The 16,098-nt window shown below is 59.4% G+C and carries 14 protein-coding genes, 1 tRNA gene and 1 pseudogene; 8 read left to right on the plus strand and 8 right to left on the minus strand.

From position 1 onward, the window contains the following. Nucleotides 1-226 precede the first annotated feature (226 nt). Nucleotides 227-309 (minus strand) — tRNA-Leu (locus tag QRN60_RS08020). A 660-nt stretch (nucleotides 310-969) separates the two neighbouring features. Between QRN60_RS08020 and QRN60_RS08025 the strand changes: the two genes are divergently transcribed. From QRN60_RS08025 to trmFO, 3 genes are all read left to right on the plus strand, one after another. After that, nucleotides 970-1,116, plus strand: coding sequence for a DUF1127 domain-containing protein (locus QRN60_RS08025; RefSeq protein WP_003502992.1), 147 nt, complete (start codon nucleotides 970-972; stop codon nucleotides 1,114-1,116). 458 nt (nucleotides 1,117-1,574) lie between these two features. Next, nucleotides 1,575-1,718: a DUF1127 domain-containing protein gene (locus QRN60_RS08030; RefSeq protein ID WP_003495735.1), complete on the plus strand. Its 144-nt coding sequence runs from the start codon at nucleotides 1,575-1,577 to the stop codon at nucleotides 1,716-1,718. Between the two features lie 591 nt (nucleotides 1,719-2,309). Continuing rightward, on the plus strand, nucleotides 2,310-3,752 hold the full coding sequence (gene trmFO, locus QRN60_RS08035) for a methylenetetrahydrofolate--tRNA-(uracil(54)-C(5))-methyltransferase (FADH(2)-oxidizing) TrmFO (protein ID WP_165000585.1): 1,443 nt from the start codon (nucleotides 2,310-2,312) through the stop codon (nucleotides 3,750-3,752). A 6-nt stretch (nucleotides 3,753-3,758) separates the two neighbouring features. Here trmFO and QRN60_RS08040 read toward each other — a convergent pair whose 3' ends face one another. From QRN60_RS08040 to QRN60_RS08055, 4 genes are all read right to left on the minus strand, one after another. After that, entirely contained in the window at nucleotides 3,759-4,361 is a 603-nt protein-coding gene (locus QRN60_RS08040) for a TadE/TadG family type IV pilus assembly protein (RefSeq protein WP_111834446.1), read from the minus strand. Next, on the minus strand, nucleotides 4,358-4,810 hold the full coding sequence (locus tag QRN60_RS08045; protein WP_284160359.1) for a TadE/TadG family type IV pilus assembly protein: 453 nt from the start codon (nucleotides 4,808-4,810) through the stop codon (nucleotides 4,358-4,360). The genes QRN60_RS08040 and QRN60_RS08045 overlap by 4 nt, the downstream gene beginning before the upstream one ends. A 115-nt stretch (nucleotides 4,811-4,925) precedes the next feature. Then, nucleotides 4,926-6,053 carry a pilus assembly protein gene (locus QRN60_RS08050; RefSeq protein ID WP_129564966.1) on the minus strand — a complete coding sequence of 376 codons (1,128 nt, stop codon included), beginning with the start codon at nucleotides 6,051-6,053 and terminating at the stop codon, nucleotides 4,926-4,928. 25 nt (nucleotides 6,054-6,078) lie between these two features. Beyond that, entirely contained in the window at nucleotides 6,079-6,216 is a 138-nt protein-coding gene (locus QRN60_RS08055) for a hypothetical protein (protein WP_020012708.1), read from the minus strand. A 351-nt stretch (nucleotides 6,217-6,567) separates the two neighbouring features. On the opposite strand from QRN60_RS08055, the gene QRN60_RS08060 reads away from it, so the two are divergent. The 5 genes and pseudogenes from QRN60_RS08060 to QRN60_RS08080 form a co-directional block, all read left to right on the plus strand. Next, nucleotides 6,568-7,695: an S-(hydroxymethyl)glutathione dehydrogenase/class III alcohol dehydrogenase gene (locus QRN60_RS08060; RefSeq protein ID WP_129564967.1), complete on the plus strand. Its 1,128-nt coding sequence runs from the start codon at nucleotides 6,568-6,570 to the stop codon at nucleotides 7,693-7,695. 288 nt (nucleotides 7,696-7,983) lie between these two features. Continuing rightward, the gene (locus QRN60_RS08065; RefSeq protein ID WP_165000587.1) at nucleotides 7,984-8,724 is read left to right on the plus strand and encodes a DUF922 domain-containing Zn-dependent protease; all 741 of its coding nucleotides are present in this window, start codon (nucleotides 7,984-7,986) and stop codon (nucleotides 8,722-8,724) included. Between the two features lie 105 nt (nucleotides 8,725-8,829). Further along, nucleotides 8,830-9,093: an acyl carrier protein gene (locus QRN60_RS08070; protein WP_003503006.1), complete on the plus strand. Its 264-nt coding sequence runs from the start codon at nucleotides 8,830-8,832 to the stop codon at nucleotides 9,091-9,093. After that, the gene (locus tag QRN60_RS08075; RefSeq protein WP_129564969.1) at nucleotides 9,090-10,622 is read left to right on the plus strand and encodes an AMP-binding protein; all 1,533 of its coding nucleotides are present in this window, start codon (nucleotides 9,090-9,092) and stop codon (nucleotides 10,620-10,622) included. The genes QRN60_RS08070 and QRN60_RS08075 overlap by 4 nt, the downstream gene beginning before the upstream one ends. Then, nucleotides 10,606-11,874, plus strand: a pseudogene (locus QRN60_RS08080) (type III PLP-dependent enzyme); the annotation flags it as partial. The gene QRN60_RS08075 and the pseudogene QRN60_RS08080, both read left to right, overlap by 17 nt. A 501-nt stretch (nucleotides 11,875-12,375) precedes the next feature. Here the strand turns inward: QRN60_RS08080 and QRN60_RS08085 are convergent. The 3 genes from QRN60_RS08085 to queA are packed head-to-tail and all read right to left on the minus strand — an operon-like array spanning nucleotide 12,376 to nucleotide 15,783. After that, on the minus strand, nucleotides 12,376-13,533 hold the full coding sequence (locus tag QRN60_RS08085) for an aminodeoxychorismate synthase component I (RefSeq protein ID WP_087744101.1): 1,158 nt from the start codon (nucleotides 13,531-13,533) through the stop codon (nucleotides 12,376-12,378). Nucleotides 13,534-13,570: 37 nt separating this feature from the next. Beyond that, a complete protein-coding gene (tgt, locus tag QRN60_RS08090) occupies nucleotides 13,571-14,701 on the minus strand; it encodes a tRNA guanosine(34) transglycosylase Tgt (RefSeq protein WP_006314436.1) in 1,131 nt (376 codons plus the stop codon). Further along, a complete protein-coding gene (gene queA / locus QRN60_RS08095) occupies nucleotides 14,701-15,783 on the minus strand; it encodes a tRNA preQ1(34) S-adenosylmethionine ribosyltransferase-isomerase QueA (protein ID WP_129564970.1) in 1,083 nt (360 codons plus the stop codon). Before queA ends, tgt begins: the two co-directional genes overlap by 1 nt. Nucleotides 15,784-16,098 lie beyond the last annotated feature (315 nt).

The following is a 16,098-nucleotide window of genomic DNA, read 5'->3' on the forward strand; positions in this document are numbered from 1 at the left end:
ATCATGGCGGCGGTGCTCAGACAGCCGTTGGTTTACTTTCGAGCACTGCGCCGGAAACTTCGTTCCCCGGCCGTGGCTTCCCTTATTTCTTTACACAAGCGCCTGCCGCACACCTTTGCGCCTGCACCGGAGACCAAAGACCAAAGGGGAGAAAAGAACCCCGAAGCTCCCCGCATCTTATAAAGATGCACTCTGGCGCAAGCGTGGCACAGCCATGCCTTGCTTGTGGTGCGGGTAGAGAGACTCGAACTCCCACGCCGAAGCGTTGGTACCTAAAACCAATGCGTCTACCAATTCCGCCATACCCGCACGTTGGGCGGCGGTATGTCACAATGTTCTGAAAGGGTCAAGCACGCCGTTCCCCCGCCTTTCGTTTCCTCCGGACTTTTCTTGTTGCCCGCGCCGGCGGGGAGAGGCAGCCGCCCTCTATGCTTGGTTGCCGCCGCCGCCAGGGGATGAGGCGCAAGGGCGGAACCGAGGCGATTCTGGGCTGGAAACGGGAAACCGCGGGGCATCCGCCCCCTCGCCTTGCCGGCCCGCCCCAAGCGGCACATCCGCATGGAAGCAGGCGGGAAAGCCGGCAATATTTATGCGGCTACATTGACATTATATATAGCCTCTCCCGCAACCGACATTGCCGGATTGCCGCCCCCCGCTTCATATCTGCAATTCAAGGCTTCTGCGCCGTGCCCACCCCGTATCCGGCCATGCCTCCCGGATTCGCAACGCCCAACCCCATTCGATCACCAAAAGCACACAAATTGGTCACAAATTATGCACGGATCGCCGCAATCGGGTCGATTTCTCCACTTGCCTTGCGTTTAATGCATAGGTGACATCTTGCTTTGTCTGTTTTTGTTTTGATTAAACCGATTATATTCATGGTCATACAGAGATCGAGTTCAGCCCCGGACCAAAGCCTCCCAAGACTGGCCGTAGAGACTGAACAGCACGAAGAGGAAGATGAAAATGAACATCACACGCTCGCTGACCAACTGGCGCAAGTATCGTCAGACCGTAACCGAACTCGGCCGCATGACCGACCGCGAACTGAATGACCTCGGCATCGGCCGTCAGGACATCCGCCGCGTCGCCCGCACCGCCGTCGGCATCTAATTACACGCCCCGCCGCTTATTGCGGCGGATGCGAGACGACCTACCCAAAAAGGCCTGAGGCTTCCGCCTCCGGCCTTTTTTCGTTTTGGGCGACTGCACAGCCACTCGCCGCATCGGCAGATGAAAAATGCATCGATCGGCCGACCAATTGCACAGGCCTGGATCGCGCTAGAGCCTCTTCATGGCTGCTTTTCACACCGGAAAGCCTCTCCTACGCCGCCAAAAGCTGCCAAATCAGTCAAAACCGCCTGAAACACAGGCATTTCCGCTCATATTTTGCCCAACCGATACTCAAAGCCGCAAATTTAGCCGACATAGTGCACAAATGCATGGCAGTAGCCTAAATTCTGCACTGCACAACATGGCTCAATGTCTATATATAAACCTCAACAGCCGAGAGCACAGAGAAACACTGAGCCGGCAGACGAAATCAACAGAGATAGATTGAGGAAACGACCATGAACCCCATCCGCATCGCAAAGAACTGGATCTCCTACCGCCGCACGATCAACGAGCTTGGCAGCCTGTCCAACCAGGCTCTGAGCGACATCGGCCTGACCCGTTACGACATCCGTAACGTAGCAGCCCGTTCGTTCCGCTAAGGCGTAAACGATCGTCCCGCTGCCCGACCTCCAGGGCGCGACGATCGAGCGACAGGTTAAAAAAAGCGGCGCCTCTGGCGCCGTTTTTGATTCTGGCGGAATATGCGGGAAATTCTCGCCAGTCGGCCGTTGAAGAACATCAGCACCGCACATCACGCCATGCGGTGTCGCCCCCTCCTTGTCGGTTGCTCTTCCGCTACACTCCTCTCCCGCCATGCCGGACTTGATCCGGCATCCAGTCACGGCGCGTCTGCGCCGTGGGAAGAGTCCTTTCAGCCCAAAGACTTGGGCTGGCTGGATTCCGGCTCAAGGCCGGAATGACGGAGGAAGATGGCCCCCTACAAAAAAACGCTGCCAACCATCACAGCAAATTACACATCCAGACGAAGACGAGGTCACCAATCACATTGGGGCGACCTGCTAGCATAAAGACCACATCCCCTCCGTCGTAATCCTCACCCCAAAAACATTTGGCTGCCCCGGCCATGCATGCTAGTGCATCCGCAAACAATGCAGCGTCCTTCGGGACCCGCGCGGAACAATCACTCGAAAGACAGCCGCCGGACGGGAGCCTTTGCCCCGCGGCCGCCCATGGACACCGAAATGCAAGACAAGACCACTTCTCCCATTCATGTCGTGGGCGGCGGACTGGCCGGTTCGGAGGCCGCATGGCAGATCGCGCAAAGCGGCGTGCCCGTCATCCTGCATGAAATGCGCGGCGTGCGCGGCACGGATGCGCATAAGGGCGATACGCTGGCGGAACTGGTCTGTTCCAACTCCTTCCGCTCCGACGATGCAACGGCGAACGCAGTGGGCGTCATCCATGCGGAAATGCGGCTCGCCGGCTCGCTGATCATGGCCTGCGCCGACAGACACCAGGTGCCGGCCGGCGGCGCACTCGCCGTCGACCGCGACGGGTTTTCTGAAGCCGTGACGAAAGAGCTGGAAAGTCACCCCCTGGTGACGATCGTGCGCGAAGAGGTGAACGGCCTGCCGCCGAAGGAATGGGGCAACTCGATCATCGCCACCGGCCCGCTCACCTCGCCGGATCTCGCCGCCGCCATTCAGGCCGAGACGGGTGAGGATGCGCTCGCCTTTTTCGACGCCATCGCCCCCATCGTGCACCGCGATAGCATCAACATGGATATCTGCTGGTATCAGTCGCGTTACGACAAGGTCGGCCCCGGCGGCACGGGCAAGGATTACATCAACTGCCCGCTGAACGAGGAACAGTATAACGCCTTCATCGATGCGCTGATCGCCGGCGATACCGTCGGTTTCAAGGAATGGGAAGGTACGCCCTATTTCGACGGCTGCCTGCCGATCGAGATCATGGCCGAACGCGGCCGCGAGACGCTGCGCCACGGCCCGATGAAGCCAATGGGCCTGACCAACGCCCATAACCCCACCGTCAAGGCCTATGCCGTCGTCCAGCTGCGGCAGGACAATGCGCTCGGCACGCTCTACAACATGGTCGGTTTCCAGACCAAGCTGAAATATGGCGTTCAGGCGGATGTGTTCCGCATGATACCGGGCCTCGAAAATGCGGAATTCGCCCGCCTTGGCGGCCTGCACCGCAACACCTATATCGATTCCCCCATCCTGCTCGACCGCTCGCTGAAGCTGAAATCCCGGCCGGACCTGCGTTTCGCCGGCCAGATTACCGGCTGCGAAGGTTACGTGGAAAGCGCCTCCGTCGGCCTTCTCGCCGGCCGCTTCGCCGCCGCCGAACAGAAGGGCGAGACCCCGAGCCTGCCGCCGGCCACCACCGCGCTCGGCTCGCTTCTCAACCACATCACCGGCGGCCACCTCTCCTCCGATGATGAGCCGGGCAAACGTTCCTTCCAGCCGATGAACATCAATTTCGGCCTCTTCCCGGAACTGACGCCGGGCTCGATCGTCAAGCCTGAAGGCGTGAAGCGTTTTCGCGGCAAGGACAAGACGATCATGAAACGCCAGCTGATTGCAGCGCGGGCGTTGAGGGATTGCGCGGAATGGCTCGGCGGAAACAGGAACGAGACACACGCGCTTTGAGGCCGCTCAGTCGGCTTTGAATGGCGAGCGTTTGAGATTCCACTTTGCGAAATCCGATTTGCCCGTCTGGTACGGATATCGCTGGGAAAAGAACGGGTTAACAGCTGCAACATATTCGAATTTGAGCGTGATATCGGCGAGGACCGAGATCAGCGGCTGGTAGCTGTAGCGACCGGAGACGACGATGACAGCCTCCTGAGCAACGAAACCGTTGGCAATCACGGTTTTCTCCCACGGCACATCTTCGGCGGAGCCCAGAAAATTGTGGGCGGGAAATTGCAGCCGGGCGACCTTATCCACCAGTTTGACGCTTCTCAACGTCAGGTCGAGTTTGCCCGTCTGGAGAATGCCGCTGCCGGAAAGCACGACGAAACTCGGAACCCCCGTGCGCACCCTTTCCTCGAATTCAGGAAATCTTGCCGCCCAGCGCGCTGAATTGTCGACGATCGTCATGAACCGGTCATAGCTCAGCCAGCCCCGCCCGATCTCAATGACCACCGCAAGCATAAGGACGAGCAGCGGTGCCAGAAGCCCCATTTCCACCGCCGCAGCGCCAGAGCGGCAACGGCCAAAACCAGCAAGACGCAAAAACCGTGTCGTCTTTTTCATTCGGTCACCCGCACGGCAGTGATCGCCAGGGAAATGCTGCGCAACTGATGAATGCCCCCCGTGTCCGGCACGAGAATACGCGTCGTCGGCATCAAAAAATTCCATTTGTAACCGATCGCCAGAATGTACTGCCCGGCGGTATCGGCGGGCGGGCGAAAATCGTTCACGATCGGTATGGGCACCTTGGCTTCGGCAATGTCGTCGTCGGGAATCGGCAAAAGGGCAATCTTGAGATTGGTTTCGTCCGTCCCTCCAATGAAACGGGAGGCGATTGCCTTACGCAGCGCAATCTCGGTCGCCGGTTTACCGTCCGCCGCCGCCTTGCGGAGATACTCGATGCCCGCATTCGAGGCAAAAGAGAGATAGAGATAATAGAGCATCAGCAGGCCGATTTCGAGCGTCCCAAAAATCAGCGCAAAAAACAGCGGCAACAGCAGCGCCGTCTCCACCGCCGTTGTCGCCTTTCGGTCGCCAAACAGCCGGTAACATGCCCCATGCGTGAACCGGCATCCGCGCGGGCCGCCGCAGCTTTTATCCTGACGCGGGGAAAGAAAAGACTTCATCTCAGCCTTCTTCCATTCGATCCACATAGATAAGCTGGAAGCCCGTGATGATGCCGCCGAAGCTGTCGCTCAGTCCGGTAGCCTCGATCGTCACCCGATAGATGGAGTAAGCCTTGACCCTGAAACTGTAATCCCTCGGCGTCCAAGCGATATTGTTTTTATCCTGAGCCATTTCCCACACCTTCTGCTGAGGTTTCAGGGTGGGGAGCCGTTGCTGTAGCGAAATCTTGATTCCGTTTGTTTTTTCGACGTCCTCGACGGCCCGGCGCCCATTATACCAAACCATGATCTTATATATCCCGGGGTGAAGCTCGACATCCTTGTAGATCGAGCTATTGGCTTCGATATTTTTTTTCTTGCCGGGCGCAGGCGGGCCCCAGTCGCTGTCGAGTTCCATGACATAACGGGTTGGCAATGAGAGCTCTGTGCCCGCCTTCTTTTCAATTCCGTTCTTGTCGGTGGTCTTTACCTTATCGGCCTCCTTCAGTGTGCAGGCCAAATCGTTCGCGGTGGGGGCCCCGTTGAGTTTCTTGCTCTCCATGCCCGCCGGATAACCCTGCCAGTTGTGATTGCGGCGACAGCAGGGGCTGCTCCAGTCCTGCAACTCTACGCCGGGTCCGGTCCCACCATCCCATCCGATTTCCGAATATGGATAGACACCCCAGCAGCCGCCGGGGGTTTCCTTGGTGACGCCGTTTTTCAGAACTCGCTCGACGCCGAGAGCATTGCTCTCGAACATATTGTCAATGATGACCGCATCGTCCTCGGGATAGGGCGGGATGCCTTCGCAGGACTCATCAAGGCGATATTTCAGCTTATCGAGATTGAACATCTCCGAGAAAATCAGACCGTAACTGAACTCAGCCTTGATCTTCGTCGTGGTCCAGTCCACCTCCACCTGGCGCGAGAGGACCTTTTGCTTGGTGGATTGAATCATGGCATCGAAGGCTGCGGCCACATTGTCACGCCTGACGCGGTCAAGCAACGTATAGGTGCGCGTGGGCTTGGTGGCTCTTTCGCACGCCATCGCCATGACCCGCTTGGACTGGTTGTAATATGCCAGCGCTCTGCCGCCTTCAAAAAGCAACCCCAGCAAAATGATGAAGACCGGCAGCAGCAGCGCGGTCATGATAGCGAAGGTGCCCGAGTGGTCTCTAAGGAGCGACGAAAAAAGGCTCCTTTTCCGTGCTGTTTTTTTTATCCGCCTGCTCATCCTGAAAACACCGTTTCATGTCGCTCATCGCGGCGGGAAAGGCGCGCTGTGAAAAGCGGTGCGCCGGGCTTTCTGCCACGCTAAAAAATATCCGGCCTGCCGCCGGGTGCTGAAAATTGCCTGTCGATTGGCGAACGCATTTTCGGGAGCAGTTCTCGCCGACCTCTTAAAATCCACGGGGTCATTAGCACGGAAACCGTAAACCAAAGGCCAACAAAAACCGGAAAATATGCTGTAAATTCATATGCTTAATTCATTTATTAATAAATTAGAACGTATGAATTACGGCCATCATGCCGTGCATGACGGGGCCGATTTCGGCAATGCAGTTTTCTTCGGGGCGACAAACCGGGGTTTGCCCCTTGTCCCTCCAGCCAAGCTCGGGCAAAACAGCCCTGTTCAATCACAAGACAATGCCAGGAGATAAGATATGGACGTTCGCGCCGCAGTTGCCATTCAGGCCGGAAAACCGCTTGAGGTCATGACCGTTCAACTCGAAGGCCCCCGTGCCGGCGAAGTGCTGGTTGAGGTCAAGGCGACCGGCATCTGCCATACGGACGATTTCACCCTGTCGGGCGCGGATCCGGAAGGCCTGTTCCCGGCCATTCTCGGCCATGAAGGCGCGGGCGTCGTGGTGGATGTCGGACCGGGCGTCACCTCGGTCAAGAAGGGCGACCATGTCATTCCGCTCTACACGCCGGAATGCCGCGAGTGCTATTCCTGCACCTCGCGCAAGACCAATCTCTGCACCTCAATCCGCGCCACCCAGGGCCAGGGCGTGATGCCTGACGGGACCTCGCGCTTCTCGATCGGCAAGGACAAGATCCATCACTATATGGGCTGCTCGACCTTCTCGAACTATACGGTCCTGCCGGAGATCGCGCTCGCCAAGATCAATCCCGATGCACCCTTCGACAAGGTCTGCTACATCGGCTGCGGCGTCACCACCGGCATCGGTGCGGTCATCAACACCGCCAAGGTCGAGATCGGCTCCACGGCGATCGTCTTCGGCCTTGGCGGCATCGGCCTCAACGTTCTGCAAGGCCTGCGTCTTGCCGGCGCGGACATGATCATCGGCGTCGACATCAACCCCGACCGCAAGGCCTGGGGCGAGAAGTTCGGCATGACCCATTTCGTCAACCCGAAGGAAGTCGGCGAGGACATTGTGCCCTATCTCGTCAACATGACGAAGCGTAATGGCGACCTTATCGGCGGCGCGGATTATACCTTCGACTGCACCGGCAATACCAGGGTCATGCGCCAGGCGCTGGAAGCCTCGCATCGCGGCTGGGGCAAGTCGGTCATCATCGGCGTTGCCGGCGCCGGCCAGGAAATCTCCACGCGTCCGTTCCAGCTCGTCACCGGCCGCAACTGGATGGGCACCGCTTTTGGCGGTGCGCGCGGCCGCACGGATGTGCCGAAGATCGTCGATTGGTACATGGAAGGCAAGATCCAGATAGACCCGATGATCACCCACACCATGCCGCTAGAAGACATCAACAAGGGCTTCGACCTGATGCACAAGGGCGAAAGCATCCGCGGCGTCGTGGTTTATTGATTGGATAAGACAGAGGCGGGACGCGCGTAACCGCGCGCGCCCGCCTTTCATACAAATGTGATCGCCTCCAACCGCCTGCAGCCATTGCGATTAACGGGACGGTAAATCTATCGTCGTAAGCCGATACTACGCGGTGGAGTTGAAAATCCCTCCCCGCCCAGAACGGCGCCAGACCAGCGGAGAGCGACCCTGAAAATCGTACCGATCGACAACGGAAACCGCGTCGCCGCCGTCGCTCTTCTGGCGAAAGGCTTCCCGGAAAAAAGCGAGGCCTTCTGGTCGCGCGGGTTGTCGCTCATCAGCGAGCATCACGAGCGGCGCGAACTGGGTTCAATCGGGCAATTACTGATCAAGGGCGACGATGCCGCAGGTGTGCTGCTGACGATCAAAAGCCGCCTGCCCGACACCGGCACGATCATCGTCAACCTGTCCAGCTGGTATGTGGAGCCTTCCTGCCGCTGGTTCGCACCGCGCATGCTGCAGATGGCCTCATCCAATGAGGACGAAATCTTCACCGATCTCACCCCCTCTCCCGAAGCCTGCAGGCTGAATGAGAGGCTGGGCTTTGCGACGGTGACCGATTGCACGCTTTTTTATCCGCTGCCCTTTGCTGCACTTCGCCCGGCGAGTGCGAGGCTCCGCCCGCTTGTGGACATAAAACCGGGAATATTGTCCGGCGAAACGCGCGGCATGCTGGAAGACCACGCCCGCCTCGGCTGCATCGTGGCCTTGATGGAGGCGGAGAACCGCCACCACCCGCTGGTCTTCCTGAAAACCACAACCAGAAGACTGCCCTCCGCGCGCCTCATCCATTGCGACGACCGGCAGGTTGCGCAAAGGCACATATCCGCAATTGCCCGCCACCTTCTTGGCCACGGCCGGGTTGCGCTGACCATGGCGGCGCTTGAGGGAGAGCGAAAGGCCGGCGGCCTTGCCGCACATAAATCTGCACCCATACAAGTAAAAGGCGTATGGAACCCACAATTTATTAACGAAACATACTCAGAGTTGGTGTTATTGCCACCGTAGGTATTTTAGTGATTCTTGCGCGACTCGACGGAATCTTGGCCTTTACAGACAAAGCGCCGTTCCGGGCAGTCTTCTGGGGAACACGAGGGAAATCGGAGAACGAGCATGCTTGCAGCGCAAAAGAGTGAAATCGACGTTGCTGATACCATCTATTCCTACCTCTCCAATCGTTTTCCCGCCTATGCCCCCTTTTCCGCCGACACGCTGCTTCTCGAAGGCGGTGTGATCGATTCGCTCGGGTTTCTTGAGTTGATGATCTTCCTCGGGGAGGGTTTCGGCATCATTCTCGATGACGAGCATTTCACCCCCGACAATCTCGGCACGCCGGCCGATCTCATCGCCTTCGTCCTCAGGGAACGGAGGAGATGACACCCCATTTCCTGCTGCACCATCTTCTTACCGCGCGCGCGGCGAGCGACGATCCGGCCGTCGTCCACAAGGACCGATCGCTGAACTATCGCGAATTCGCCAAGGCAGCAGCCCGTTGTGCAGCGGCATTGCAGGAAGCCGGAACACAACGCGGTGACCGCGTCGTCATCTATCTGCCGCGCGGCATCGAGGAATGCTGGTCGATCTTCGGCGTGAGCATGGCGGCCGGCGTCTTCGTGCCGGTCAACGCATTGCTGAAGGCGCAGCAGATCCGCCATATCATCAGGGATTGCGGCGCAAAAATCGTCATCAGCGACACTGCGATGATGGATGAGCTGAAAGCAGCATTGGCAGACCTTCCCGATGTCACGATCCTGCTGGCGGAGGAGATTGGGACCCGCACCGGCGCACCCGCCCGGCCTTCGGCGGCGATCGGCGAAGACCTGGCCGCAATTCTTTATACCTCCGGCTCCACCGGCTCGCCCAAGGGCGTGATGCTGTCGCACCGCAATCTTCTGGCCGGCGCGCGCATCGTGCGCACCTATCTGGACATCACCGGCAGGGACCGCATTCTTTCCCTCCTGCCCTTCAGCTTCGATTATGGCCTGAACCAGCTGCTGACGGCGGTGGAACAGGGCGCGGCCACTGTTATCTCCACCTTCCGGCTGGGCGATGAGATCGTCCGCGATCTGCGCGACCACGCCATCACGGGTCTGGCCGGCGTGCCGACCATCTGGGCGATCCTGACGAAAGCGGCCCCATCGCTCACAAAGACGCCGCTCCCGCATCTGCGCTACATCACCAATTCCGGCGGACGCGTGCCGCAGGAAACCGTAAAAGCACTGCGCGAGAAGCTGCCGGACACGAAAATCTACCTGATGTATGGCCTCACCGAGGCCTTCCGCTCCACCTTCCTGCCGCCCGATGAAATCGACCGCCGCCCGACCTCCATCGGCAAGGCCATTCCCGAATGCGAAATCTTCATCGTCACCGCTGAGGGACAGAGGGCAAAACCGGGTGAACCCGGCATTCTCGTGCATCGCGGCCCGACCGTCTCGCTGGGTTACTGGAACCGGCCGGAGGACACGGCCAAGGTGCTGCGCCCTCACCCCTTCATTCCGGCGGCACTGGGCGGCGAAACCGTGTGTTATTCCGGCGATCTGGCGGTGGAAGACGAGGACGGTTTCTTCAGTTTCGTTGCCCGCAACGATGCAATGATCAAATCTTCAGGCTATCGCATCAGCCCGACCGAGGTCGAGGAGAGCCTGATGTCGACGGGGCTCTTCCAGCAGGTCGCCGTCATCGGCCTGCCCGACCCCTTTGCGGGCGAAAAGGTTCATGCCGTGGCGACCGCCGCCAACCAGAATATCGATGTTTCGGCCGCGCTTAAAAAAGCCGCCGAAATGCTCGCCCCCTTCATGATCCCGCGCGCCATCGAACTGGTGGAACGACTGCCGACAACGGCCAATGGCAAGGTGGATTACCGCGCGCTGGTGCGCGAACGGACGGACAATGGCGCCAACGGATAAACCCCAGAGCCACGGCCCGGCCTTTGCAGCCGCGTTATTCGGCATAAGCGAAAACGATCTGATGATCGGTGGACTTCCCGTGCGCGATATTGTCGCCGGAACCGGAACACCATGCTTTCTCTATGACGCCAGCGCCATGCGCCGCGCCTATCGCAATCTCGAAACGGCGCTCAGTGGCTTTGCCGACATCTATTATTCGGTGAAGGCCAATCCCCTGCCCGCCATCATCTCGCTTTTCCGCCAGGAGGGCGCCGGTGCGGAAATTGCTTCCGTCGGTGAATACCGCGCCGCCATCAAGGCCGGTGTCGCACCGGAAAACATCATCTTCGCCGGCCCCGGCAAAAGCAAAGCCGAATTGCGCGAAGTGATCGAGGGCGGCATCGGCGAAATCCACATCGAAAGCGCCGAGGAAATTGGCCGCATCGAGGCGATCGGCAAGCCGGTCAAAGCCTCGATCCGCATCAATCCGGTGCCGGATGCACAAGCCGGCGCGATGCGCATGGGCGGCAAGGCCACGGCCTTCGGTTTCGATGAGGAAGAGCTGGAAAATGTCCTGCCGCTCTTCAAGGACGCCCGATATATCGATCTCGTCGGCGTTCATATTTACGGCGGCACGCAGATCCTCGATGCCGACATGCTTGTCTCCCAATGGAGACACTCCATTTTGCTTGCCGCGCGCATGGCCGGGATGCTCGGTAAGCCGCTCGAAACCATCGATCTCGGCGGCGGTCTCGGCATCCCCTATTTCGCAGGCGAAACGCCGCTCGATCTTGCAGCGGTCAGTGCCGCCATTCCCGACCTCAAGGCGCTCGTAAAGGCGCATCCGCTGATAACCGACGCCCATGTCATCGTCGAACCCGGCCGTTTCCTCGCCGGTCCCGGCGGCGTCTATGTGGCGGAGGTGAATTCGGTAAAGACCTCGCGCGGCACTACCTTCGTGGTGATGGATGGCGGCATGCACCATCACCTCGCCGCCTCCGGCAATCTCGGCCAGATCGTCAAGCGCAACTACCCCATCGTCGCACCGGCCATGATGCAGGCAGACTATGAGGAAACGGCAACCATCGTCGGCCCGCTCTGCACACCGCTCGACACCCTGGCCCGCAATGCGGCCCTGCCGAAGCTGAAGGCTGGTGATCTCCTGGCAATCCTGCAATCGGGCGCCTATGGCGCCACCGCTAGCCCTTCGGGTTTTCTCAGCCATCCGGCGGCGAAGGAAGTGCTGATCGAGGATGGTGACATCGCCATTGTCACGTCGGCTCGAGATAGGGCTGGAGACAATATTGCTACCCTCACATCCGAAAATCCCCATCAAACACTAAGAATTTATGACATTCGCGAGGGCGTAATTGCAGCCGATCTTTACGATCTCCTTCATCTCCTCGCACCGGCCTCTCAAACGGCAACTTGGGTCGTTTCCACGGTCAAGTCTCTGCAATCCGCCGATGAATGGTTTGAGGTGGTGGGTGAATCGCGAGATGACCTCGAGATGTTGGCCCAGAAAGATGCGCGTATTTCAGGCGCCGTTCTGGCCGACCTCGCGAAGAAGGCGAAACAAGTGATATGGGGGCAGTTTACTGCGTTGTCGCCAGCCTTGGATCAGGAATGGGTGACCATTCGGGCAATCGACAGTAGCTTCTATGAGGTAACGACGCCTGACGCGAATGTGCAGGATAAGATTAAATCGTTCTTTCGGGATGTCCGCCCTACAGATTCGCAATACCGGTAAACTGAGACGCAACGCACGGGATAATCACCCCCGTAACAGTCTGTCCCCAACCGCAAATTTGGATTTCAGCAGACACTCATCATATTCCGCCTCGGCATCGGAATCGAACACAATACCGCCGCCAACATTGAAGACCGCGCGACCGTCATCGAACAGCGTCATCGTGCGGATCGCCACGGAGAACCTCATCTCCCCACCAGGCGATATGGCGCCGATCGCGCCGCAATAGGCGTCGCGCGGCGTCTGTTCCAGTTCGCGCAGGATCTTCATCGCCCACATTTTCGGCGCGCCGGTCACCGAACCGCAGGGAAAAAGCGCCGCGAAAATATCCTCCACCGTCACATCAGGCAAAAGCTTCGCGCGCACATGGCTGACCATCTGGTGCACGGTGGGATAGGTCTCGATATCGAACAGTCGCGGCACATGGAGGCTGCCGACCTCGGTGATGCGGGAAATATCGTTGCGCAGGAGATCGACGATCATGCGGTTTTCGGCAAGCGTCTTTTCATCCTCAAGCATCGCCGCGATGATCGTCCGGTCCTCTTGCGCATTCGCACCGCGCGGCGTCGTTCCCTTCATCGGATGGGTTTCAATGAAACCTTCCCCGTCCACCGAGAAAAACAGTTCCGGTGAGCGCGACAGGATCACCGGTCCACCGAGATCGACCAGCGCGCCATATTTGACCGGCTGGCGCTCAACCAATGACCAGAAAGCCGTGAGCGGATCGCCGCTCCAGCGAGCATGAACGGGCATCGTCAGATTGCCCTGATAACAGTCGCCGCGACGCAGATGCCCGTGCAACCGCTCGAAGCGCTGGCAATAATCTTCAAGGCTCCATGCGGGCGCGGGATCGGACAGGAACGCATCGGCATCCGGCAGACTTTCGGGCCGCGCAAATCGCCCCTCATCCGGCTGTGGGCCGGAAAAGACGCCGAAGCGAAGGAACGGCACGTTGCGAGGCTCGGCAGCAAAGTCCACAAGTTTCGGCTCGAACAGGAAACCCGCCTCGTAGGACATATAGCCGGCAAGGTATTTCCCGGCGCGGCGCAGCTGCTCCATGCGCGTCAGGGCGGCAAAAAACGCTTCCGGCTCGTCCGCGACGATGATCTCTTCCGGCTCGGTGAAGGCAGTCACCGTGCCGGTCGTATCATCCCGGAAAAGAACGTAAGGCGCATGTGCCAATGAAAGCGTCCGAAACAGGAGAAAGGGTCGGGAAACGTCAGACCGGGTCTATATCGCCCCGCGCCCACATCTCGATGGTTTCCGCATAAAAATCGGCGAAACGGCCTTCCTCGATCGACTTGCGGATACCCTGCATCAGCTCCTGATAATAGGCAAGATTGTGCCAGGAGAGCAGCATGCCGCCCAGCGCCTCGTTGGAGCGCGTAAGATGATGCAGATAGGCGCGGGAGTAATCACGCGAGGCCGGGCAGTTTGACTGCTCATCGAGCGGCCGCATATCCTCCGCATGGCGGGCATTGCGGATATTGACCCTGCCGCGACGGGTGAAGGCAAGCCCGTGACGACCGGAACGGGTCGGCATCACGCAGTCGAACATGTCGATGCCGCGCGCGACGGATTTCAGAATATCGTCAGGCGTACCGACGCCCATCAGATAACGCGGCTTTTCAGTGGGCAGCACCGGCAGCGTGATGTCGAGCATGCCCAGCATCACATCCTGCGGCTCGCCGACGGCAAGGCCGCCGACCGCGTAACCCTTGAGATCAAGCTCCTTCAGCCCTTCGGCGGAACGAATGCGCAGATCCGGCTGGTCGCCGCCCTGCACGATGCCGAACATGGCCTTGCCAGGCTGTTCGCCAAAGGCAACGCGGCAGCGTTCCGCCCAGCGCAGCGACATTTCCATGGCGCGCTCGATTTCCTTGCGCTCGGCTGGCAGCGCGATGCATTCGTCGAGCTGCATCTGGATATCCGAATCGAGCATGCCCTGGATTTCGATCGAGCGTTCCGGCGACATATGATGCAGCGAACCATCCACATGGCTCTTGAAGGTCACGCCCTTCTCGTCCAGCTTGCGCAGGCCCGAAAGCGACATGACCTGAAAACCACCGCTGTCGGTGAGGATCGGGTGCGGCCAGCGGATCAGCTCATGCAGGCCGCCAAGCCTTGCCACGCGCTCCGGGCCGGGCCGCAGCATCAGGTGATAGGTATTGCCGAGAATGATATCGGCGCCGAGCTCGCGCACCTGATCGAGATACATGGCCTTGACGGTGCCGACAGTGCCAACAGGCATGAAGGCGGGCGTGCGGATGACGCCGCGCGGCATGGCAACCTCGCCAAGGCGTGCGCCGCCACTCGTGGCTTTCAGGGTGAAGGTGAATTTCTCGTGCATCAGTTTTTCCGGAACAACAGGCTGGAATCGCCATAGGAATAGAAGCGGTATCCGGTTTCGATGGCGTGCTTATAAGCGTCACGCATCGTTTCGAGACCGCAGAAAGCCGAAACGAGCATGAACAGCGTCGATTTCGGCAGGTGGAAATTGGTCATCAGAATATCGACCGCGCGGAAGCGATATCCGGGCGTGATGAAGATGCCTGTGGGGCCTGACCATGGGTGAATGACGCCGTCTTCGGAGGCAGCGCTTTCGATCAACCGCAGCGAGGTGGTGCCGACGCAGACGATGCGCCCGCCGCGCGCCTTCACGGCATTCAGCCTGGCTGCGGTTTCCTGCGACACATGGCCGATCTCGAAATGCATCTTGTGATCGTCGGTATCGTCGGACTTAACCGGAAGGAAGGTGCCTGCCCCAACGTGAAGTGTCACGAAATGTCGCTCGACGCCCACCCCATCAAGAGCTTCGAACAGGTCGGGCGTGAAATGCAGGCCGGCGGTGGGGGCGGCGACGGCTCCTTTTTCGCGGGCGTAGATGGTCTGGTAATCGGTCTGGTCCTGCGCATCTTCCGGCCGTTTGGCGGCGATATAGGGCGGCAAGGGAATATGGCCGACGGAGGCGATCGCCTCATCCAGAACAGGGCCGGAAACGTCGAAAAGCAGCGTGATTTCGCCCTCTTCGCCCTTTTCCTCGACGGTGGCCTCGAGATGGGCAAGGCCGCAGGCATTGTCGCGCTCATAACCGAAACGGATGCGGTCACCCTCTTTGATGCGCTTGCCGGGGCGCGCGAAAGCCTTCCAGCGCGACTGGTCGGCGCGCATGTGCAGCGTGGCCGAAACAGCCGTCTCCGGCGCGCCTTCGCGCAGGCGAACGCCCTCAAGCTGGGCGGGAATGACGCGGGTGTCGTTGAAGACAAGCGCATCGCCCGGCTTCAGAAAAGTCGGCAGGTCAAAGACGCGGTGGTCTTCCATGCGGCTTTCATTCGGATCGACCACCAGCAGGCGCGCGCTGTCGCGCGGGTTCGCCGGGCGAAGGGCGATATTCTCCTCGGGCAGATCGAAATCGAACAGGTCTACACGCATTGCAAGGGTCTTCCAGACATCAAAACTTTACACGGCACGGTGAATTTCGGTCCGCCGCATCCCGCCCACTCCCCTCATTCCTGTGCTTGTCACAGGAATCCAGTCGACACGCGTCTGCGTGGCGAGGGAGTCTTTCCAGCCCAAAGACTTGGGCTGGCTGGATTCCTGTGACAAGCACGGGAATGAGGGAAAAAGGAAACGGCGCAAAGAACAGCAATCGTCAAATCTGCCGCACCGTCCTCCACATCAAGCACCGTCAATAAACATCAAAACCCGCCCCGCATAAACTGCGGGACGGGTCAAACTGCAACTTCC

Source organism: Agrobacterium sp. CFBP2214 (assembly GCF_030209895.1).
In the GTDB taxonomy this organism is placed as follows: Bacteria; Pseudomonadota; Alphaproteobacteria; order Rhizobiales; family Rhizobiaceae; genus Agrobacterium; species Agrobacterium radiobacter.

Bases quoted from the DNA above. Each gene is read 5' to 3' on its own strand.
- QRN60_RS08025 (WP_003502992.1), top strand. From the start codon at position 970: ATGAACATCACACGCTCGCTGACCAACTGGCGCAAGTATCGTCAGACC.
- QRN60_RS08030 (WP_003495735.1), top strand. From the start codon at position 1,575: ATGAACCCCATCCGCATCGCAAAGAACTGGATCTCCTACCGCCGCACG.
- trmFO (WP_165000585.1), top strand. From the start codon at position 2,310: ATGGACACCGAAATGCAAGACAAGACCACTTCTCCCATTCATGTCGTG.
- QRN60_RS08040 (WP_111834446.1), bottom strand. From the start codon at position 4,361: ATGAAAAAGACGACACGGTTTTTGCGTCTTGCTGGTTTTGGCCGTTGC.
- QRN60_RS08050 (WP_129564966.1), bottom strand. From the start codon at position 6,053: ATGACCGCGCTGCTGCTGCCGGTCTTCATCATTTTGCTGGGGTTGCTT.
- QRN60_RS08060 (WP_129564967.1), top strand. From the start codon at position 6,568: ATGGACGTTCGCGCCGCAGTTGCCATTCAGGCCGGAAAACCGCTTGAG.
- QRN60_RS08070 (WP_003503006.1), top strand. From the start codon at position 8,830: ATGCTTGCAGCGCAAAAGAGTGAAATCGACGTTGCTGATACCATCTAT.
- QRN60_RS08075 (WP_129564969.1), top strand. From the start codon at position 9,090: ATGACACCCCATTTCCTGCTGCACCATCTTCTTACCGCGCGCGCGGCG.
- tgt (WP_006314436.1), bottom strand. From the start codon at position 14,701: ATGCACGAGAAATTCACCTTCACCCTGAAAGCCACGAGTGGCGGCGCA.
- queA (WP_129564970.1), bottom strand. From the start codon at position 15,783: ATGCGTGTAGACCTGTTCGATTTCGATCTGCCCGAGGAGAATATCGCC.